General features: G+C 72.8%; 17 protein-coding genes and 2 pseudogenes. 6 read left to right on the top strand and 13 right to left on the bottom strand.

The features are described 5' to 3' along the window. Positions 1 to 44: 44 nt before the first annotated feature. Entirely contained in the window at positions 45 to 2,612 is a 2,568-nt protein-coding gene (mgtA, locus tag WME95_RS25405; RefSeq protein WP_437901970.1) for a magnesium-translocating P-type ATPase, read from the top strand. Positions 2,613 to 2,726: 114 nt separating this feature from the next. Here the strand turns inward: mgtA and WME95_RS25400 are convergent, their stop codons facing one another. Then, positions 2,727 to 3,950, bottom strand: coding sequence for a type II toxin-antitoxin system HipA family toxin (locus WME95_RS25400; RefSeq protein WP_437901969.1), 1,224 nt, complete (start codon positions 3,948 to 3,950; stop codon positions 2,727 to 2,729). Beyond that, a complete protein-coding gene (locus WME95_RS25395) occupies positions 3,950 to 5,551 on the bottom strand; it encodes a DUF262 domain-containing protein (protein ID WP_437901968.1) in 1,602 nt (533 codons plus the stop codon). The genes WME95_RS25400 and WME95_RS25395 overlap by 1 nt, the downstream gene beginning before the upstream one ends. Before the next feature lie 389 nt (positions 5,552 to 5,940). Between WME95_RS25395 and WME95_RS25390 the strand changes: the two genes are divergently transcribed. The 3 genes from WME95_RS25390 to WME95_RS25380 are packed head-to-tail and all read left to right on the top strand — an operon-like array spanning position 5,941 to position 8,377. Further along, positions 5,941 to 6,927 (top strand): alpha-ketoacid dehydrogenase subunit beta, encoded by a 987-nt coding sequence (locus tag WME95_RS25390; protein WP_437901967.1) that lies wholly within the window; start codon positions 5,941 to 5,943, stop codon positions 6,925 to 6,927. Next, entirely contained in the window at positions 6,920 to 8,116 is a 1,197-nt protein-coding gene (locus WME95_RS25385; RefSeq protein ID WP_437901966.1) for a dihydrolipoamide acetyltransferase family protein, read from the top strand. The genes WME95_RS25390 and WME95_RS25385 overlap by 8 nt, the downstream gene beginning before the upstream one ends. Positions 8,117 to 8,119: 3 nt before the next feature. Beyond that, positions 8,120 to 8,377, top strand: coding sequence for an acyl carrier protein (locus WME95_RS25380; protein WP_437901965.1), 258 nt, complete (start codon positions 8,120 to 8,122; stop codon positions 8,375 to 8,377). Positions 8,378 to 8,379: 2 nt separating this feature from the next. Here the strand turns inward: WME95_RS25380 and WME95_RS25375 are convergent, their stop codons facing one another. The 9 genes and pseudogenes from WME95_RS25375 to WME95_RS25335 all read right to left on the bottom strand — a co-directional run bounded on the left by WME95_RS25375 (position 8,380) and on the right by WME95_RS25335 (position 14,916). Further along, positions 8,380 to 8,712 carry an AtpZ/AtpI family protein gene (locus WME95_RS25375; protein WP_437911025.1) on the bottom strand — a complete coding sequence of 111 codons (333 nt, stop codon included), beginning with the start codon at positions 8,710 to 8,712 and terminating at the stop codon, positions 8,380 to 8,382. Next, positions 8,709 to 9,098 (bottom strand): F0F1 ATP synthase subunit epsilon, encoded by a 390-nt coding sequence (locus WME95_RS25370; protein WP_437911024.1) that lies wholly within the window; start codon positions 9,096 to 9,098, stop codon positions 8,709 to 8,711. The genes WME95_RS25375 and WME95_RS25370 overlap by 4 nt, the downstream gene beginning before the upstream one ends. Next, a pseudogene (atpD, locus tag WME95_RS25365) lies at positions 9,031 to 10,555 on the bottom strand (F0F1 ATP synthase subunit beta); the annotation flags it as partial. The pseudogene atpD and the gene WME95_RS25370, both read right to left, overlap by 68 nt. Before the next feature lie 2 nt (positions 10,556 to 10,557). Continuing rightward, positions 10,558 to 11,433, bottom strand: a complete 876-nt coding sequence (locus WME95_RS25360; protein WP_437901964.1) for a F0F1 ATP synthase subunit gamma — start codon at positions 11,431 to 11,433, stop codon at positions 10,558 to 10,560. Beyond that, entirely contained in the window at positions 11,420 to 12,979 is a 1,560-nt protein-coding gene (locus tag WME95_RS25355; RefSeq protein ID WP_437901963.1) for a F0F1 ATP synthase subunit alpha, read from the bottom strand. The genes WME95_RS25360 and WME95_RS25355 overlap by 14 nt, the downstream gene beginning before the upstream one ends. Next, positions 12,966 to 13,718, bottom strand: a complete 753-nt coding sequence (gene atpF, locus WME95_RS25350; protein ID WP_437901962.1) for a F0F1 ATP synthase subunit B — start codon at positions 13,716 to 13,718, stop codon at positions 12,966 to 12,968. The genes WME95_RS25355 and atpF overlap by 14 nt, the downstream gene beginning before the upstream one ends. Before the next feature lie 3 nt (positions 13,719 to 13,721). Then, positions 13,722 to 13,964 (bottom strand): F0F1 ATP synthase subunit C, encoded by a 243-nt coding sequence (locus WME95_RS25345; RefSeq protein ID WP_437329463.1) that lies wholly within the window; start codon positions 13,962 to 13,964, stop codon positions 13,722 to 13,724. Beyond that, positions 13,961 to 14,638 carry a F0F1 ATP synthase subunit A gene (gene atpB, locus WME95_RS25340; RefSeq protein WP_437901961.1) on the bottom strand — a complete coding sequence of 226 codons (678 nt, stop codon included), beginning with the start codon at positions 14,636 to 14,638 and terminating at the stop codon, positions 13,961 to 13,963. Before atpB ends, WME95_RS25345 begins: the two co-directional genes overlap by 4 nt. After that, positions 14,635 to 14,916, bottom strand: coding sequence for an N-ATPase subunit AtpR (locus WME95_RS25335; protein ID WP_437901960.1), 282 nt, complete (start codon positions 14,914 to 14,916; stop codon positions 14,635 to 14,637). The genes atpB and WME95_RS25335 overlap by 4 nt, the downstream gene beginning before the upstream one ends. A gap of 331 nt (positions 14,917 to 15,247) precedes the next feature. On the opposite strand from WME95_RS25335, the gene acsA reads away from it, so the two are divergent. Next, entirely contained in the window at positions 15,248 to 17,035 is a 1,788-nt protein-coding gene (gene acsA, locus WME95_RS25330; protein WP_437911023.1) for an acetate--CoA ligase, read from the top strand. A 239-nt stretch (positions 17,036 to 17,274) separates the two neighbouring features. Next, positions 17,275 to 18,183 carry a PLP-dependent cysteine synthase family protein gene (locus tag WME95_RS25325; protein ID WP_437901959.1) on the top strand — a complete coding sequence of 303 codons (909 nt, stop codon included), beginning with the start codon at positions 17,275 to 17,277 and terminating at the stop codon, positions 18,181 to 18,183. Between the two features lie 188 nt (positions 18,184 to 18,371). Here the strand turns inward: WME95_RS25325 and WME95_RS25320 are convergent. Both WME95_RS25320 and WME95_RS25315 read right to left on the bottom strand, forming a co-directional pair. Next, positions 18,372 to 19,502: pseudogene (locus WME95_RS25320) on the bottom strand (ferredoxin reductase family protein); the annotation flags it as partial. Between the two features lie 146 nt (positions 19,503 to 19,648). Beyond that, positions 19,649 to 19,966, bottom strand: a complete 318-nt coding sequence (locus tag WME95_RS25315) for a hypothetical protein (RefSeq protein WP_437901958.1) — start codon at positions 19,964 to 19,966, stop codon at positions 19,649 to 19,651. Between the last annotated feature and the right edge of the window lie 150 nt (positions 19,967 to 20,116).

The following is a 20,116-nucleotide window of genomic DNA, read 5'->3' as shown; positions in this document are numbered from 1 at the left end:
GCGCCCGCGAAGTGCGGCGAGGAGAAGGCGGAGTTGGTGGGCGCATGGACGCGAACGCGCAGCGGCTCTCGGGCCTGCCCGTCGCGGCGCTGCTCGAGCGGCTCGGGACCTCACCGCGCGGGCTGACGAGCGAGGAGGCGCGGCAGCGGCTCGGGCGGTTCGGCCCCAACGAGCCCGCGGCCACCACGAGGCGAGAGGCGGCCGTCGTCCAGGTGTTGCGCCGCTTCGCGAACCCGCTCGTGATCATCCTCCTGCTCGCCAGCGTTGTGTCGGCGGTCCTCGGCAACCTGACGAACGCGGCGGTCGTCGTGGTCATCGTGGCGCTGAGCGTCGCGGTCGAGTCGGTGCAGACGCGGCGATCCCACCGCGCGGTCGAGCGGCTCCGCGCCCAGGTCGCGCCCACCGCGACCACGCTGCGAGACGGGGTGTTCCGCGAGCTCCCGCGGCGCGAGCTCGTGCCGGGCGACGTCCTGCGGCTCGCCGCGGGCGATCTGGTCCCCGCCGATGCGCGCCTGCTCACGGCCAAGGACCTGCACGTGCACCAGGCCGCGCTCACCGGCGAGCCGCTGCCCGCCGAGAAGAGCCCCGACCCTGGGCCCTCGACCGCGAAGGGCCCGGACGAGATGACCCAGGCGGTGTTCCTCGGGTCGTCGGTGGTGAGCGGCACCGCGACCGCGGTCGTGTTCGCGACCGGCGCCGACACCGCCTTCGGCGGCATCACCCACATCCTCGCGAGCCGCCCTCCGCAGACCGAGTTCGAGCGGGGCATGGCGCAGTTCGGGGCGTTCATCTTCAAGCTCGTGCTCTTCCTGGTGCTCCTCGTCATCGCGCTCACGGCCGCGCTCGGGCGCCCGCCGCTCGAGTCGCTCCTCTTCGCGGTGGCCCTGGCCGTGGGGCTGACGCCCGAGTTCCTGCCGATGATCATCACCGTCACGCTCGCGCAGGGCGCCGTGCGGCTCGCGCGCGAGCGGGTCATCGTCACCAACCTCTCGGCCATCCAGAACTTCGGCAGCATCGACGTGCTCTGCAGCGACAAGACGGGGACCCTCACCACGGGCGAGATGGAGCTCGAGGCCCACGTGGACCCGCTCGGCGAGCCGTCGGAGAGGCCGTTCCTCCTCGCCTACCTGAACAGCTACTTCGAGAGCGGCGTGGACAACCCCGTCGACGCGGCCGTGCTCCGCAGATCCCCGGTGAACCCGCTCGACGCGGCCGTGCTGCGCCACGAGCACCCCGACATCGACGGCTTCCACAAGCTCGACGAGCTGCCGTTCGACTTCGAGCGGCGCCGCGTGAGCGTGGTCGCCGAGCGCCAGGGCGAGCGGCTGCTCGTGACCAAGGGCGCGCCCGAGAGCGTCCTCGCGATCGCGACCTCGTACGAGGCCAGCGGCGAGGTGCGGCCGCTCGACGACGCCGCCCGCGCGCGGTGCGAGGCGGCGTTCCATGCGCTCGGCCAGCAGGGCTACCGGGTGCTCGCGGTCGCCTACCGCGGCGTGCCGGCCAGGCCGGCGTACCGGCGCGACGACGAGGTCGATCTCACGCTCGCGGGGCTGCTCGCGTTCGTCGATCCGCCGCTCCCCGACGCCGCCGGGATCGTGGGCGCGCTCCGTGAGGAAGGGGTCGACGTGAAGATCCTGACGGGCGACAGCGAGCTCGTCGCCGGGCACGTCTGCCGGCAGGTCGGCCTCGATCCCGGCGAGATCGTCCTCGGCGGCGCGATCGATCGCCTCGACGACCCGGCGCTCTCCCACCTCGCCGAGCGCACCCGCGTGTTCGCGCGCGTCTCGCCGGCGCAGAAGAACCGCGTCCTCCGCGCGCTCAAGGCCCGCGGTCACGTGGTCGGCTACGTCGGCGACGGCATCAACGACGCGCCGTCGCTGCACACCGCCGACGTCGGGATCTCCGTCGCCGGCGCCGTCGACGTGGCCAGGGACGCCGCGGAGATCGTGCTGCTCGACCGCAGGCTCGACGTGCTGCGCTCGGGCATCCTCGAGGGGCGGAAGGCCTTTGGCAACGTGATGAAGTACCTGCTCATGGGGACGAGCTCGAACTTCGGCAACATGTTCAGCATGGCCGGGGCCTCGGTGCTCCTCCCGTTCTTGCCGATGCTGCCCGCGCAGATCCTCCTGAACAACTTCCTCTACGATCTCGCGCAGATCACGATCCCGACGGACAACGTCGACGCGAGCTTCGTCCGGAAGCCGCGGCGGTGGGACATCGCCTTGATCCGCCGCTTCATGATGGTGATCGGGCCGATCAGCTCCCTGTACGACTTCCTCACCTTCTACGTGTTGCTCCGCGTGTTCCGCGCGCCGGCCCCGCTCTTCCGCACCGGCTGGTTCGTCGAGTCGCTGGCCACGCAGACGCTCGTGATCTTCGTGATCCGCACGATGGGCAGCTCCTTCAAGAGCTCTCCGAGCCGCGCGCTCGCGGCGACCACGCTCGGCGTCGTGGCCGTGGCCCTCGCGCTGCCGTACAGCCCCTTCGCCGGGCTGCTCGGCTTCGTGCCGCTGCCGCCCGGCTTCTTCCTGTTCCTCGCGGGCGCGACGCTGACCTACCTCGCCATCGTCGAGGCGATCAAACGCGCGCTGATGCGGCGCATCTTCGCGTGACACGGGGCCGCCGCTCGGCCGCCGGTGCCCGGACGCCGGGCCGTACCGACTTCACGAGATTCCGATCCGCCTCACTCGCATGCGGCCGGCGTCCCCCTCGCCTGGGCAGCTCGATCAGCTGGTGCGCACGAGGGGTAGCGCGTCGACGTACGCCTCCAGGCTCTTGCGATAGGGGTCCTCGAGCTCGTCCCGATGCGTTCGCAGGTCGTCTACGCAGCGCGCGAGAAATTCCCGGGCAGTCGCCACCACCTGGAGGTCAAGGCCGAAACGCGCGAGGAATTTCTCGACCCGCGTGAAATGCTCCCAGCCAATCCGGAGCGGATCGCGCTCTTTCACGAGCGGCAGCGCGAGCTGATCGGTGGGGAGATACTGGCGCACGAATACCAGATCATAGGCGGGGGCGAGCCGCGCGCCGCGTCGGTCGGGATAGACGAGCGACCAGTTCTTGAGGTGCATGTCGGTGTTGCCCGACACGATGGTGAATACCACGCGTCGCACGAACTCGAGCAGATCGTCGTGTCCGCAGAGATCACCGATGAAGCGGGCCAGCGCCTCGTAGCTCGCTCCCCCGTACTTCTGCTCGGGGAGGATGCCGCGCACCTGGGCGAAGTCCTCCTGGTGGATCCGGGTGTCGTCGCCGGCGCGGTCGTAGCGTTCGATCGCGAAAACGTACCTGTCGAGGGCAGCAAACCTGGGGTCCAGTCCATGGATGGATGCGACCTCGATGAGCTCGTTGCGCGGGACGGCGAGCCCGCACCGGGCAGCCCATTGCATCGTCCAGTGCTCGTTCTCAGGAAGCCCAGGGTAGGTGGGCGATCCGAACTTGAGGATCCAGCGGCCCCCTCGGCCGCGAAAGGGCAGCGTGAAGCGATTGCTTGGATCGCGGACCGCCGAGAATTTGAGCTGCACCCCCGCCAGCGAGAAGCGCAATCCTCCCGGTCCGATGGAAGAAGGGGCGACGGGCGGCTCGTCAAAGGTCCGGTCGCCTTCGGTCGCCTTGGCCGACTCGGCTCCGGCGGGCCGGACGACGACGGCTCCCGGGAGGTCCTCGCCCACGACAGCCAGGGTGGAGGCCTCGTCGTCCGCAAGGTGCTGCGACGCCACGATGGCCTGCAGGGCCCCCTCCGGCAGCAGGTTTGCGAAGAACGTGGGGAGCCTGCCGAGGCGCGCGGCCTGGCGGAAGACGCGGTGGTCGCGGCGGTCCTCGAATTGCTGTCCAAGAACAGGGCGGTTTGCGTCCTCCATGTAGGCTTCCTCGAGGACGAGCGAGATGATCCGGGTCGATGGTTCGCGAACCAGCGTACCCACGCGTTGGCCATGGAGCAGGACGTCGAGCATCAGGCGTCCCCGTCCGAGAAATACGCGTCGAGCGGCGGGCGATCGCGGTCGGCCGCTCCGATCCCCGCTTGTCCTCTGAGGAACGCGCGCAGGTGCAGGAGCAAGCTGCCGGCGCGACGCCGCTGAAATTCTGCGACGTCCCCGGCGAGGAGTGCCCGGAACCCAGCAGGGTCGATCGCGTGCGTCGACAGGAGCTCGTCGCACGGATCGATTTCATGCAGGGCCTTTTGATCCATGGGGGCGTGCAACAGGAAGAGGGCGCTCGTCTTCTCCTGGCCGGGCACGGGCTCGGCGATCTGCCACGGGAACTCTGGATTGCTGATCAGCGATGGGATCGAGATCTCGGCACCTCGGTCGTCGCCGCTCAGCACCCGCGGCCCGAGCGCGAACATCGCGAGCAACTCAATGTCGACCCGAGCGGTCCCGCGCCGGAACGGCGCCAGCGACTCGGGGAGACTGTCCTCCGTCACCGCCGGAAGCAGCTTGAGGAGGGCTTGCACCGAGGCGTGCTCGTCCGCGACGATGGCTCTCCATCTGGGCCGGTCGGCCTTGTTGTCGGTGCGATGGTGCCCGGTGAGGGTGCCGCGCCAGAACCAGCGCCGGAGGAGATCACGATTGCGAGCATGAAGGGTCGGGTGTTCCGCAAAGAGCCGCGCCAAGAGCGGCAGGGGCCCTCCGTAGGGTAGGAGGTCTACGTGGGGCACGCCCGCATCGTTCGCGAGGAACTCGATCGCAGCGGCGAGGCTCTTCAAGACCCGGTCGAACAGCGCCGGAACCTGCGCCTCGGGAACGTCCCTCTCGAGAGAGCCCCCCGGTTCGCCGCCGGCGACGGCCAGGGCCGCGCGCTCCACCTGGCGTGCGTCGATGGGCCCGAACCCCATCTGTGCGAGGTCGTCGCGCACGCGGTCGATGGGGCCCCTCGCGCCGAGCACGCTCGCGTGCAGGGCCTGGAAGACCTCGTAGCTCTCGAGGGCCCTGCCGCGCCGATTGATGCGGGCGAAGATCTGCTTGAGCAACGCGTCGTTGCGCCCATCGTACGGAACGAGGTACGCGGGGACCGTGTATTCGCGGATTCGCCGCGATATCTCGTCGGCGCGGTCCGAGATCCGATCCGACATCGCCCGTTCGCGTAGCCATTTGTTGAGGGTCGACGAGCTCGATAGCGTGTGCACGGGCACCCAGTGCGGCGGAGGAGCGCGGCGCCGGGTGCCGATCTCGAAGCGCTCCGTCTCGAGATCGAAATAGATGGCACGGTAGGCACCTGAGTGATCCTCGAGGAGCGCCGTCGCCAGGGTGCTCAGGCGCTGTTGCCCGTCGACGACCCAAAGCGCGTCCGGGGTAGGGGGTACATCGATCGAATATCCGCCGAGGGTGACCCGGTCGGCCGGTGCCTCGCCGCGAGCGAGCAGGAGCGTGCCAATCGGATAGCCCGCCTGAAGGCTGTCGAAGAGCAGCCGGCGATCTTCGTCGCTCCACCGAAATCCACGCTGGAACCGCGGAATCCTCATGCGTCCGGTGCGGATCGCGTCGAGAAGCTTGGCCACGCTGAACGTCTTCGTTTCGAGCTCGATCGCGCCCGTGGCGTGGGAGGCTTGAGTCATCGGGGCGAGCATACCAGCCGCCTCGTGCGGGTGCAGGTGGGACGCGCGTACACTCCAGCAATCGATACTGGTAGCGGCTGTACCAGCTCGTGGGAAGCGCACACGGCGCGGCACGCCCATGCGCAGGTGCCCAACTCGACGGCGGCCGACGTCCGGCCGCCCCCCCATCAGGAGATCACGGCGCACCTCGCCGCTGAGCTCGCAGCGCCGAGCGGGCCAGCCCCGAGCGCCTCGGCGCCGGTACGCTCGTTGCTCGGCCGCGTCTCTCGGAGCCTGAATGTGATGAGGGGAGGCACCCGGCCAGACCAGGAACGCGCGCAGCACGGCAGGGCCCGCCCCGCCGGTCGAGGCCCTGACCCGCTTGCTCTGCGCCCGGGAGGACCCGTGACATGAAGCGGACGGCGACCTACCGCGAGGCGGTCCGCTCCGGGCTGCGCGAGGCGCTCCGGCGCGAGCCGCGGGCCTTCCTGATGGGCGAGGACGTGGGCCGCTACGGCGGCGCCTACGCGTGCAGCGCCGGCCTGCTCGAGGAGTTCGGCCCGGAGCGGGTCCGCGACACGCCGCTCGCCGAGTCGACCTTCGTCGGCGCCGGCATCGGCGCCGCCCTCGGCGGGGCGCGCCCGATCGTCGAGGTGATGACGGTCAACTTCAGCCTGCTCGCGCTCGACCAGATCGTGAACAACGCGGCGACGCTCCGGCACATGTCCGGCGGCCAGTTCACGATCCCGCTCGTCGTGCGCATGGCCACGGGGGGCGGCCGCCAGCTCGCCGCGCAGCACTCGCACAGCCTCGAGAACTGGTACGCGCACGTGCCCGGGCTCAAGGCCCTCGCGCCCGCGACGGTGCAGGACGCGCGCGACATGCTGCTGGCCGGGCTCGACGATCCGGACCCGGTGGTCGTCTTCGAGCACCAGTACCTCTACCCCATGGAGGGCGAGCTCGACGACGAGGCGCCCCCGGCGGCTCCCTTCCGCGCGGAGGTGCGGCGCGCGGGCCGCGACGTGAGCCTGATCGCGCACGGCGGCTCGGTCCCGAAGGCGCTCGCCGCGGCCGAGCAGCTCGCGGGCCGCGGCGTCGAGGCCGAGGTGCTGGACCTCCGGTGCCTGCGGCCGCTCGACGAGGAGGCGATCCTCGCGACCGTGCGGCGGACGCACCGCGCCGTGCTCATCGACGAGGGGTGGCGGAGCGGGAGCCTCGCCGCCGAGGTGAGCGCGCGGATCATGGAGGGCGCGTTCTACGAGCTCGACGCGCCCGTCGCGCGGGTGTGCAGCGCCGAGGTGCCCATCCCCTACGCGCGCCACCTCGAGGAGGCGGCGCTGCCGCAGGTCCCGCGCATCGTCTCCGCCGTGGAGAGGACGGTGCGGCGCGATGTCTGAGTTCCTGATGCCCTCGCTCGGCGCGGACATGGAGGCCGGGACGCTGGTGAAGTGGCGCCGCGCGGTGGGGGACCGCGTCGCGCGCGACGACGTGATCGCCGAGGTCGAGACGGAGAAAGGGCTCGTGGAGGTCGAGGTGTTCACGAGCGGCGTCATCGACCGGCTCCTCGTGGAGCCCGGGCAGAAGGTGCCCGTCGGCACGCCGATGGCCGTGATCCTCGAGGGGCGTGAGGCTGCGGCCGGCGCGCCCCCACCCGCCGCGCCTGCCGCGCCTGCCGCGCCCGCGCCGCCGTTTCCTCCCCCGGCGGTCGCCGGGGCGCCGCGCGAGGCCGCGTCGCCGCCCGCGGCCCTCGCGCAGGGGCCGCGCGTGTCTCCCCGCGCGAGGCGGCGGGCGCAGGAGCTCGGGGTCGACCTTGCGCGGGTCCAGGGGACGGGACCGGACGGCGCCGTCGAGGCCGTGGATGTCGAGCGGGCGGCGGCGGCCGGCACGAAGGAGGCGGCGGCCGATGCCATGACCAAGGAGGCGTCGGCCCGCATGCGCCGGGCGATCGCGGCGGCGATGGCCCGATCGAAGCGCGAGGCGCCGCACTTCTACCTCGGTACGACCATCGACCTCCGCACGGCGATGTCCTGGGTCGAGCGGGAGAACGCGGAGCGCAACGTGGCCGGGAGGCTCCTGCCGGGCGCGCTCCTCCTCAAGGCGGCGGCGCTCGCCCTGCGTGACGTCCCCGAGCTGAACGCCCGCTGGGAGGGGGATGAGGCGCCGCCCGCCCCGAGGATCCACCTCGGCGTGGCGGTGTCGCTCCGGGGCGGCGGGCTCGTGGCGCCGGCGCTGCACGACGCGGACCGGCTGCCGCTCGACGAGCTGATGGCCGCCTTGAAGGACCTGGTCCAGCGCGCCCGGGCCGGGACGCTCCGCAGCTCCGAGATGAGCGACCCCACGATCACCGTCACGAGCCTCGGGGAGCGCGGCGTGGAGACGGTGTTTCCCGTCATCTTTCCGCCGCAGGTGGCCATCGTCGGGCTCGGGAAGATCGCCGAGCGGCCGTGGGTCGTCGACGGCCGCGTGGTGCCGCGGCCGCTCGTGAACGCGACGCTCGCCGCGGACCACCGGGTGACGGACGGCCACCGCGCGGCCGCCTACCTCGCCTCGCTGGGCGCGCTCCTGCAACGACCGGAGGGACTTTGACCGATGAACAAGGACGAGATCGAGGCCGTCGTGCGCCGGGAGCTCCAGCGCATCGCGCCGGAGGCGGACGTCGGGGCGCTCGGCCCCGACCGTGACGTCCGCGAGGAGCTCGACATCGATTCGATGGATTTCCTTCGCTTCGTGACGGCCCTCGACGCGGCGCTCGCCGTGGGCGTGCCCGAGTCGGATTACCGGCGGATCGCGACGGTCCGCGGGTGCACCGACTACCTGGCGAAGACGCTCGCGCAGCGCGCGGCGTAGCGTCAGCCGTGCCCGCGGTCACCGCGCCGGAGCTGGCGCGCGACGTACCGCCACGCGCTCGTGCAGCCGAGCGCGAGCCCGAGCAGACCGAGGCCGGCCCGGAGCATGACGCCTGTCCGCAAGCGCGCGTCGAGCCAGCTCCCCACGAAGAGCCCGAGCAGGGCCGGCAGCACGACGAGCCACCCGAGGCCGACCAGGGACAGCGCGAGCCCCAGCGGCCGCCCCCGCTCCCATGCCCAGCGCCTGCGCCGCTCGCCGAACCGGACGACGCCCTCGTGCAAGGGATCGGGCTCCCTCGGCGCGCGCCCCGGTCCCTCGCTTCCCGGGGAGGTCACCGCGGCTCCAGCCGAGGGACCCCATGGCGCGGCCCCGTGAGCCGCAGGTGGTCGGCCACCCGGCACAGCAGCGCTCCCTCCAGCCGGCGCAGGCCGCGGGCGGCCTCCTCCTCGGCGGCGGCCGTGCGGCGATAGCGGACGAGCACGTCGCGCTCGAGCTGGTCCAGGTCGTCGCTCGCGACGGCCTCGCGGGTGAGGACCTCGACCGCCCGCCGCTCGCGGACGGTCAGCACACCGCCGCGCACCGCCACGAAGCGCTCGCGCCCCGCCTCGTCCCGGTACACGAGCACCGAGACGACGAGCACCGTGAGCAGGTCCGCGTGCCCCGGGAGGATCCCGAAGGAGCCCGTCGGGTCCTCGGCGCGGACGTGGCGGACCGGATCCACCTCCGCGATCAGCGCCGCCGGCGTCACGATCGTGAGCCTCATGATCCCTTCACCCGCGCGCGCGCCTCGTCGAGCGTGCCCACCATGTACAGCGCGGCCTCCGGCCAGTCGTCGCACTCTCCGGCGAGGATCGCGTCGCACCCCCGGATGCACTCGGCGACCTCGACCCTCGCGCCCGCGCGCCCCGTGAACGGCTGGGTCACGACGAACGGCTGCGTGAGGAACCGCTGGAGCCGCCGCGCCCGCGCGACCGTGCGCCGGTCCTCCGGCGAGAGCTCCTCGATCCCGAGCATCGCGATGATGTCGGCGAGCTCCCGGTACTCCGCCAGCGTACGGCGGACCTGCGCGCTGGTCCGGTAATGGCCTGCGCCGACGACGAGCGGGTCCATCAAGATGGAGCTCGAGGTCAGGGGGTCGATCGCCGGATAGATCCCATCGCTCGACAGCTTGCGCGAGAGCACGATCGCCGCGTCGAGGTGCGTGAGGATCTGCGCGACCGCCGGATCGGTCATGTCGTCGGCGGGGACGTACACGGCCTGGATCGACGTCATCGATGCGCGCGCGGTGGAGGCGATCCGCTCCTCGATCTCGGCGATCTCCGTGGCGAGCGTGGGCTGGTAGCCCACCCGGGAGGGCAGGCGCCCGAGGAGGCCGGAGACCTCGCTGCCGGCCTGGACGAAGCGGAAGATGTTGTCGATGAGCAGCAGCACGTCCTGCCCGCGCTCGTCGCGGAAGAACTCGGCGTGCGCGAGCGCCGTCATCCCGACGCGGAAGCGCGCGCCCGGCGGCTCGTTCATCTGGCCGAAGACCAGCACCGTCCGGTCGAGCACCCCCGAGGAGCGCATCTCGAGCCAGAGCTCGTTCCCCTCGCGCGATCGCTCGCCGATCCCCGCGAACACAGCGACGCCGCGCTGCTTCGAGATCGTGCTCCGGATGAGCTCCATCAAGAGCACCGTCTTGCCGACCCCGGCCCCGCCGAAGAGCCCTGCCTTGCCCCCGCGCGCGAGCGGCGCGAGCAGGTCGATCACCTTGATGCCCGTGGGATAGGCCTCGCGCGCCCGCACCTCGGCCTCGAGCGGCGGCGCCGGTCGGGAGATCGGGCGGCGCGGGGCGTCCGGCGGGAAAGCGCCGCGCCGATCGAGCGGGTCACCGAGGACGTCGACAAGCCGGCCAAGCGCGGCCTCTCCCACGGGCACCGTGATCGGCGTCCCGGCGGCCGCGACGCGCGCCCCGCGCTGCAGGCCCCCGGTGAACCCGAGGGCCACCGTCCGCACGTGCTCGGGATCGAGCTGCTGCTGCACCTCGAGCACGAGGCGGCGGCCGTCGACATCGAGCGTCAGCGCCTCGCCCGTGCGTGGGAGCGCACCGGCGGGGAACGCGACGTCGACCACCGATCCCCGCACCCTGCGCACGGCGCCCTCGGCCCGCCCCGCGCCGGCTCCGTCGCCGCCCGCCATCGTCACCCCTCCGCCTCGCGCAGCGGCTCCGCGCCGGCGGCGATCTCGAGGAGCTCGCTCGTGATCGCCTCCTGCCGCGCGGTGCGCTCCGCGCGCGAGAGCTCGTCGAGCTCCTCCCGCAGGCTGCGCTGCGACGCCTCCATGGCCGCGAGGCGCGCCGCGCGCTCACACGCGAACGCCTCGCCGAGCGCCCAGACCACCTGGGCCAGGCAGTGCTCCTCGATGATCCGCGCGACGAGCGCGGCCGCCGGCAACGTGCGCAGCGGGGGCTCGCCACGCGCCGCCTCCGCCCCGGACCCGCGCTCCGGCGGGAACAGCCGGAGCGCCTCGGGCCCCCACCCGAGCGCGCCGGCGCGCCGCGCGAACACCAGATCGACGCAGGCGATCGCGCCGCCGGCGATCGCGCCGAACACGTCCCGCGTGAGCCGATCCGCGGCCGGGCCGACGCCGGAGATCGTCGACGGCAGCGGGCCCGAGGCCAGCGCGGCGACGCCGCGGTCGCGGCAGAGCCGGAGCCCCCGCGTGCCCAGCGCAGCGAGCTCCGCCGGCCCCGGATCCTCGCCGGCGACGCGGAGCGCCGCGTCGAGCAGCCGCTCGTTGAGCGCGCCGACGAACCCATGCTCCGAGAAGAGGACCACGACGCGCCGGGCGCCGGCGGCGCCGGCGGGCTTCTCGAAGGGCGCGCGCCCCTCCTCCGCGTCGAGCAGCTCGAGCGCCTGGCCGAGCGCCTCCCGCGTCGCCGCGGCGTAGCGCTCGAACCCCATGAAGGCGTCGTTGGCCTGCCGCCGGTGCGACGCCGCGACCGAGCGCATCGCGTCGACCACCTTCGCCGCCTGCGAGAGCGTGCGGATCCGCGCGGCGAGCTCAGCCGCGTCCATCGCCTCGCCCCTCGTCGCCGCGAGCTCCGACCTCGGCCGCCATCGCGGCCAGCTCGGCGAGGAGCGCGCGGCGCTCCTCCGGCGTGGGCTCTATGCCCGCCTCGATCCGCGCGAGCGTCGCGGGACACCGCGCCGGGAGCCCGCGGTCGAGCGCCTCGCGGAACGCGTCGATCGCCGCCGCCGGGAGCGGGTCGAGCAAGCCCTCCTGGAGCGCCGTCAGCAAGGCGATCTGCCGCCCCGCCGACAGCGGCCGGTGAAGCGGCTGCGCCATCGCCGCGCGCGCCCTTCGACCGCGCTCGAGCGCTCGCTTCGTGGCCTCCTCCGCGCCCCCGCCGACGCGCGCGAACAGCTCGAGCTCCAGGAACTGCGCGTACTCGAGCCGGAGGCTCTCCGCGACGGCGCGCATCGCGGGCGTCTGCGTCTTGCCGCCCACGCGGGACACGCTCTTGCCGACGTCGATCGCGGGCTTCCATCCCTCGTTGTAGAGGCGCGGGTCGAGGAAGATCTGCCCGTCGGTGATCGAGATGAGGTTGGTCGGGATGTAGGCGCTCAGATTGCTGGCCTGCGTCTCGGCGATGGGCAGCATGGTCAGGGAGCCGCCGCCGAGCGCCCCGGTCAGCTTCGCGGCCCGCTCCAGCAGCCGCGAGTGCAGGTAGAACACGTCGCCCGGGAACGCCTCGCGCCCCGGGGGCTGGCGCAGCAAGAGCGAGATCTGCCGGTGCACGAGGGCGTGGCTCGTGAGGTCGTCGAGGACGAGCAGCGCGTGCCCGCCGCGCTCGACGAAGTGCTCCGCCATCGAGCAGGCCGCGTAGGGGGTGAGCCACTGGAGCCCGGCCGTGGCGTCCGGCGCGGCGACGACGCACGTGGTCCGGTTCTTCGGGCCGTAGCGGCGAACGGCGTCGATCACCGCGCCGACCGAGGACGAGGTCTGGCCGATCGCCGCATAGATGCAGACGACATCGGTCTCCCGCTGGCTCAGGATCACGTCGACCGCGATCGCGGTCTTTCCGGTGCCGCGGTCGCCGATGATGAGCTCGCGCTGGCCGCGCCCGAGCGGGAGCATCGCGTCGATGAGGAGGATCCCCGTGAAGAGCGGCTCGGCGATGGGGGCGCGATCGACGATGGACGGCGCCCGGCGCTCGATCGGCGCGCGCGCGCGGGAGAGCGCCGCCCCGCCGAGGGGCCCGCCCCCGTCGATCGGCGCCCCGAGCGGGTCGACGACGCGCCCGAGCAGCGCCTCGCCGACGGGCACGTCGATCACCCTGCCCGTCCCCTGGACGGCGGAGCCCGCGGCGATGCCCCTGTCCGGACCGAGCAGCACGCAGCCGATCGCGCCGGGATCGAGCGCCACCGCGAGGCCGCGCGTGCCGTCCTCGAAGACGAGGACCTCGTCGAGCTTCGCGCTCGGCAGGCCGCTGACGGTCGCGATGCCGTCGGCCACGCGGAGCACGCGCCCGACCTCCCGCGCCTCCGGCCCGAGAGGGAGGCCGCGCGCGCGGTCCCTCGCCTGCGCCACCCAGCCGCCGAGGTCCTCAGCAAGCCCCATCCCGCACCTCGAGGGCGGCCGCGATCCGCTGGAGCCACGCCCGGTAGCTGAGCTGCCACACCCCGTGGGGGAAGCGCAGCGCAAGGCCCGCGACCATCGACGGATCGACCTGGAACACCAGGGCCACGGGGCGCGCGGCGACCCCCGAGAGCCACGCGCGGAGCCGCTGCTCCGCGTCCTTCCCGAGCGGGCTCGCCGAGACCACCTCCACGCGCGCCTCGTCGAGCTGGTCGAGCTGCCGGGCGACGAGCCGCCGCTGCTCCGGCTCGTCCAGGGTCTGCATGGCCCGGGCGACCAGCAGGGCGTCCTGCCCCGCCGACGCCTCGCGGAGCAGCCTCTCCGCGATCGCGATCGCGAGCTCGGTCGCCTGCGCCTCGAGCTCGCGGAGCGCGCGCGCCCGCTCCTCCGCGATCTCGGCCCGCGCCTGCTCGAGCAGGCAGCGCGCCTTCTGCTCCGCCTCCTCGCGGGCCCGCTGCGCCTCCCCGTCGGCGCGGCGCAGCGACGCCTCGAGCGCGCGGCGCCCCTCCTCTTCGAGCGCCGCGCGCCTGACCTGCGCCTCCTGCTCGGCCCGCTGCGCCCGCGCGCGCTCCTCGCGCGCATCGCCGAGCAGGGCCGCGGCGTCCCGCTGCCGCGCCTCGACGATCCTGGCGACCGGCTTCCACAGGAAGCGCTGGAGGAGCCAGGCGAGCACGAGGAAATTGACCGTCTGCAGCGCGATGTTCCAGCCGGAGACGTGCATGGCTCAGCGCACGAACGGGTTGGCGAAGAGCAGGACGAGCGCGACCACGAGGCAGTAGATCGCCGTGGCCTCGATCATCGCGAGGCCGACGAACAGGGTCCGCGCGATCGTCGAGCTCGCCTCCGGCTGGCGGGCGATCGCCTCCATCGCCGCGACGATCGCGCGGCCCTCGGCGAACGCCGGCCCGACGGCCCCGGCGCTGACCGCGAGCACGGCGCCGAGGATGCTCAGGCTCTCCGCGCTCACGCGGCCCTCCCGTCGACCTGCTCCTCGATCGCCGCGCCGACGTAGACGGCCGCGAGCACGGTGAAGATGTACGACTGCACGATCCCCACGAACAGCGCGAACGCCATGACGGGGATGGGGACGAGGAGGCCGGCCACCGAGACGACCACGGCGAGCACGAGCCCGTGGCTCATGATGTTCCCGAGCAGGCGCATCATCAGGGAGAAGGTCCGGGTCGCCTGCGAGAGGAGGTGGATCGGCGCGAGCAGCGGGCTCGGCTCGAGGAAATGCTTGAGATAGCCGAGCGGGCCGTGCGCGCGTACGCCGTAGCCCGCGACGGAGAAGAAGACGATGAGCGCGAGCGCGAGCGGCGTCTCGATGCGCTCGGTCGGCGCATGGACCATGGGGAGCACGCCGGCGCAGTTGGCGGTGACGAGGAAGAGGAAGAGCGTGCCGAGGAGCGGCAGGTAGGGCGCGGGATCGCGCCGGAGGATGGCGCGGATCTGATCGCCCATCGCGACGACGACGACCTCCGCGGCGGCCTGGAGCCTGCCTGGCCTCACGGACAGCCGCCGTCCGATCAGGGCGCTCGCGCCCCCGAGCGCCGCCGTGATGGCGACGCTCGTGAGCGTGCTCTCCGCGAAGGGCACGGGACCGACGTGGAAGAGGGCGGGCTCGGCGAGCGGCGAGCTCATGCGCGCCTGTCCTCCGCCGGACGCGGCCATGCCCGCGCGACCATGCAGAGCGCAGCCTGGACGAGCGCGAACCCTGCCGCGACGGGCAGGAGGGCGCGGCCGTGGAGCCGCGCGATCGCGGTGAGCGCCGAGAGCAGCAGGATCCACCGCCCCGTGTGCAGCAGCAGCGCCCGCGCGGTGGCGCCTTCGGCGAGGAGCCGGCGGACGGAGCGGGCGAGCGCGCCGAAGAAGGCCGCCGCGAGCGACGCGCCGACCAGGGACCAGATGAGGGACGACATGCCGTGCTCCTTGCGCTCCGGGCCGCCCGCTCCGCGCGCCGGCGGCGTGCCGGACCAAGCCGGATCAATAAGAGAGCGGCGCCCGATCGAAAGGCGTGATCCCACGGCCCCGGAGCGGAGGTGACGGCGACCCCGAGCTCTGGGGCGCTCGCGGCGAAGGCCAGCCTGGCGCTGCGGAAGCGCCGCAGCGCGCGTGTGCGTGCGTTGCGCGAGCAGCGTGCGGAGCGGCCGTGGCCGCCTGGGCGGCGTGGGCTCTTTGTCGCCACTTCGGCGCCGAGGGCAAGAGCCCGCGCCCGGTACGGCGGTTGCGTGCCGGTCAGGGGAGGCGATGATGGAGGCGCCGAGGCAGATCACGAAGCTTCGCGGCGCGGGAGAGCCGCCGCCGAACCTCGCCGACTACACGGAGGCGTGCCGCCGCTTCTCGTGGGCGGAGGCGCGGGCCGAGCTGACCGGGTTGCCCGGCGGACAGGGGCTCAACATGGCCTACGAAGCCGTGGACCGTCATGCCGCGCGCGCCGGCAGGGATCGCGTCGCGATCCGCTGGCTCGGCAAGGACGGAGAGCGGGTGGACATCCGCTACGGGGAGCTCGCCGAGCTCACGGCCCGCTTCGCCGGCGCGCTCGCCGGCCTGGGGGTCCGGCCGGGAGATCGCGTCTATACGCTGCTCGGCAGGACGCCGGAGCTCTACGTCGCCGCGCTCGGCGCGCTCAGGCACCGGGCGATCTTCTGTCCCCTGTTCTCGGCCTTCGGCCCCGAGCCGCTGCGCGCGCGGATGAGCATCGGCGAGGCGCGCGTGCTGGTGACCACGTCGCGGCTCTACGCGCGCAGGGTCGCGCCGATCCGCGGCGAGCTGCCGTGGCTCGAGCACGTGATCCTCGTGGACGGCGAGGCGCCGGGGACGCTCTCCTACCGTAGATTGCTCGACGGGGCGCCCGCCGCGGCGCAGGTCCCGCCGACCGACCCGGAAGCGCCGGCCCTGCTGCACTTCACGAGCGGGACGACGGGCACGCCGAAGGGCGCCCTCCACGTCCACGCAGCCGTGCTGATGCACCATGTGACCGGGAGGCTCGCCCTCGACCTCCATCCGGACGACATCTTCTGGTGCACGGCGGACCCGGGATGGGTGACAGGCACCTCCTACGGCATCCTCGCGCCGCTGACGAACGGCGTGACCCTGGTCGTCGATGAGGCCGATTTCGACGCCGAGCGCTGGTACGAGATCCTCGAGCGAGAGCGCATCACGGTCTGGTACACCGCGCCGACGGCGATCAGGATGCTCATGAAAGCCGGCGTGGAGCCGCTCCGCGCCCGCGACCTCCGCGCGCTGCGCTTCATGGCCAGCGTGGGTGAGCCCCTGAATCCGGACGCGGTGTCATGGAGCAACGAGGTGTTCGGGCGCCCCTTCCATGACGGCTGGTGGCAGACCGAGACGGGGGGGATCATGATCGCCAACCTCGCCTCCGTGGATGTCCGCCCGGGATCCATGGGGCGCCCGCTGCCTGGCGTGGAGGCGGCGATCGTCCGCCGCACACCCGAGGGGGGTGTCGAGGTGATCGAGCAGCCTGACGTGGAGGGGGAGATCGCGCTGCGCCCCGGCTGGCCATCGATGTTTCGCGCCTACTGGAACAACCCCGAGCGTTATGCGAAGTGCTTCGCGGGTGGCTGGTACCTGAGCGGCGATCTCGCCCGGCGAGACGAGGATGGATACTACTGGTTCGTCGGGCGCGACGACGACGTCATCAAGAGCGCCGGGCACCTCATCGGTCCCTTCGAGGTGGAGAGCACGCTGCTCATGCACCCCGCCGTGGCCGAGGCCGCCGTGATCGGGCGGCCGGACCCGATCGCCGGCGAGGTCGTCAAGGCGTTCGTCGCGCTGAAGCCCGGGCACGCTCCGTCCCCGGACATCGAGCGGGAGCTCATCGGCTTCGCGCGCAAGCACCTCGGGCCGGCGGTCGCGCCGCGCGAGATCGCCTTCGCCGGCTCGGTGCCGCGGACGCGCAGCGGCAAGATCATGCGGCGGCTGCTCCGGGCGCGCGAGCTCGGTCTGCCCGAGGGCGACCTGTCCACGCTCGAGGCGGCCACGGGGACGAACGGCACGGCCGGGGAGGAGGCGCCGTGAGCGCCCCGCGGACAGGAAGGCGCCCGGGCGGCTGAGGGCCTCGCCGCGCGGGCCGACGAGAAGGCATGACGCGGCGCGATGCGCCGTGGCTTTCGATCTCACGCCTCGCGAGCGATTCCGGCGGTGACGCAGCCGAGCGGCCCGGCTCGTGCACACCGAGCCAGCAGAGCAGCGCGGCGGGGAGCGCGGCGGGAGGCCGTCGCGCCGGTGCACGCGCTGGACGACGCGGGGCCGTGGACATGAAGACGATACTCGATGCGATCGGCGAAACTCCCCTGCTGACGTTCGACGGCGTTCACGTAAAATGCGAGTACCTCAACCCCTCTGGCTCCGTCAAAGACAGGCTCGCCAGGTACATCATCGAGAAGGCGGAGAAGGCAGGGCTCCTTCAGAAGGGCGGCACGATCGTCGAGGCATCGTCCGGAAACACGGGAGCTGCCGTCTCCATGGTCGGCGCCGTGAAAGGCTACAAGGTGACGATCTTCATCGCCGAGGGCCTCTCCGAGGAGCGCTACAAGATGATGAAGGCGTTCGGCGCCGACGTGCGGACAGTCCCGCGGGATCGGACGGATATCGCGGTGCAAAGGGCGAGCGCCATGGGAAAGGAGAAGGGCCATTTCCATGTAAATCAGTTCGCCAACCCCTGGAACGCCGAAGACCACGACAAGCACCTCGGCGGGGAGATCCTTCGCGCCTTCGGTCGCCGGCGGATCGACGCGGTCGTCGCGGCGATCGGCTCCGGCGGGACCCTGATCGGCCTCGCGAGGGCCTTCAGGCGGGTCAACCCCGAGGTCAAGGTCTTCGGCGTCGAGCCCGCCCGGTGCGCCCTCGTCTACGGGCGCCTGCGCGGCCGGCCCGAGGTCTGCCGGCCCCACCGGATCGAGGGCATCGCCGACGGGTTCGTGCCTCCGCTCATCGAGGACAACATCGAGCTCATCGACGACGTCATCCGGGTCGAGGACGGAGAGGCGATCGCGGAGGCGAGGCGGATCGCGAGCGTTCACGGCTGCTTCGTCGGGGTCTCCTCGGGCGCGAACCTCCTGGCCGCCAGGCGGGTCAAGGAGAAGAGCCCTGAGCTGAAGAACGTGGTCACCCTGTTCCCGGACGAAGGGGAGAAATACCTGAGCGAGTCCTGGTTCTCGCGCTGAGCGCGGACAGCGGCGACGAGGAGCACGGCCACGAGAAGCATCAGCGCGATGCCCGCCGAGAGGACGCGGACGTGCTCCTCCCGCATCGATCGCCGCCCGGGCGGCCTCGATCCGACGAGCACGAAGTGCTCTGCGTGCACGCGCCCGCCGGGCACGGCGCGGTCGCGGAGCGCCCGCTCCACGACATTCATCATCGGCTCGGGGCCGCACACGAAGACCTCCGCGCCCGCGTACCGGTCGGTCAGGTGGTGGTCGAGGAGCTCGCGTCCGATGAGCCCGCCCTGCCCGGTCCATCCGGGGGGCGGTCTCTCGATGACGTGCACAACGCGGAGGTCCATGGCGCGGGCGAGCTCGTCGAGCTCCTGCGCGAACACGATCGTGTCGACGGTGCTGCTCGCGTACACGAGGAGCACTGGACGGCGATCACCCCGGTCGTGCAGCGTGCGGATCATGCTCATCATCGGCGTGATGCCGATCCCGCCGGCGACGCAGACGAGCGGGCGCGGAGCCCGGAGATCGAGCGCGAACGCGCCGTAGGGCCCGGCGAGGTACGCCCGCGTCCCCACGGGGGTCTGCCCGATCGTGCGCGTGAAATCGCCGAGCTCCTTGATCGTGAGCTCCACGCGCCGCGGCGAGGCCGCGCTCGACGCGATGGTGAAGGGGTGCTGCCGGGGCGAGAACGGCGACCGGCCCAGCGTGAGCCAGACCGATTGGCCGGGCTGGAACCGGAGCCCGTCATGCCCGGCCGCCTCGAGGACCAGGGTCCAGACGCGATCCTGCTCGCGGCGCACCTCGGCGACGCGCCACGGTCGCCGGAGCGCCAGCAGCGGACGCAGCAGGTGAGACGCGACCAGCGCCGCCGCCGGGACAGCGACGAGCGCGGTGATGGCGGCCTGCTTCACCGGCGTCGCGCTCGCGCGTCCGAGCGTGAGCACGTGCCAGAGCGCGATCCCCACGACGGTCACCGCCAGCAGCCCATGCCCGACGCGCCACGCTTCGTAGGGGATGCGCAGCCGGGTCAGCTGGCGCGGGACGAGCACGAGCAGAAGGAGACCCATCAGCGCGAAGGCCAGGGCCAGCGCGCGCGGCGCGCTCGCGGAGAGGTCGAGGAGGTGCGCGACGTACCAGGGCTCGGCGACGGCGAGGAGCACGACGTGCGCGGCGACGAAGGCCGCGGTCCACAGCCCGGCCTGCCGGTGGAAGAGGAGCACCGCGTCCAGGCCGAGCGCGTTGACGATGCGCCGCGCCCGCGCCCCCAGCGCGAGCTGCAGCGAAAGGAGCGCCAGCGCGACGTAGCCGAGCCCTGCCGCGATCTCCACCGCGAGTCCTCGTCCTTTCGGGACGGCGCCGACGAGCAGCAGCAAGAGGACGCTCGCGGCGAGCGCCAGGTAGGCGGCGATCCAGAGCAGCCGAGCGACGCGCGCGCGTGCTGCCCGCGGTGCCTCCCATGCTTCCACGGTCGAGGCTACTCCGGCGCGCCCGCCTCGATCCACGCGCGCACCAGCCCGGCAGCGTCTCCCCACGCGGCCGGATGGCGTTCCGGCAGGGTGTAGTAAAGGCTCTCGTCGGGCTTGCCGGGCGTGACCAACGATCTCGCGGTGCGGTATGCCGCCATGGATCCGCCCGGCGCCGTGGCGTGGCAGCCGTCACATCGCTCGGCGGCCAGCCGAGCGATCCGATCGGTGAACCGCGCCGGCTCCGGCGAGGCGGTCGAGCGGGTCTCGCCGCACGCCGCGAGACCTACGCAGGCCGCGCAGGCGAGCAAGCCTGGCTTCCAGGGCATGGAGGTTCCAGGCGCGATCGAGCGCCTGGCCTGTCGCGCAGCGGCGGACGGCTCGGCGTCGATCGGGCTCTGGCGCGTGCTCATCACAGGACATCCGGGATACGCAGCAGACGTGCGTTCACGCCCCGTCATGCAGCCCGCGGGCCATGG

This window comes from Sorangium sp. So ce327, from assembly GCF_051530205.1.
In the GTDB taxonomy this organism is placed as follows: Bacteria; Myxococcota_A; Polyangia; order Polyangiales; family Polyangiaceae; genus Sorangium; species Sorangium cellulosum_B.
Note: the sequence above shows the minus strand (reverse complement) of the source record. Positions and strands in the feature narration are given on the sequence as shown.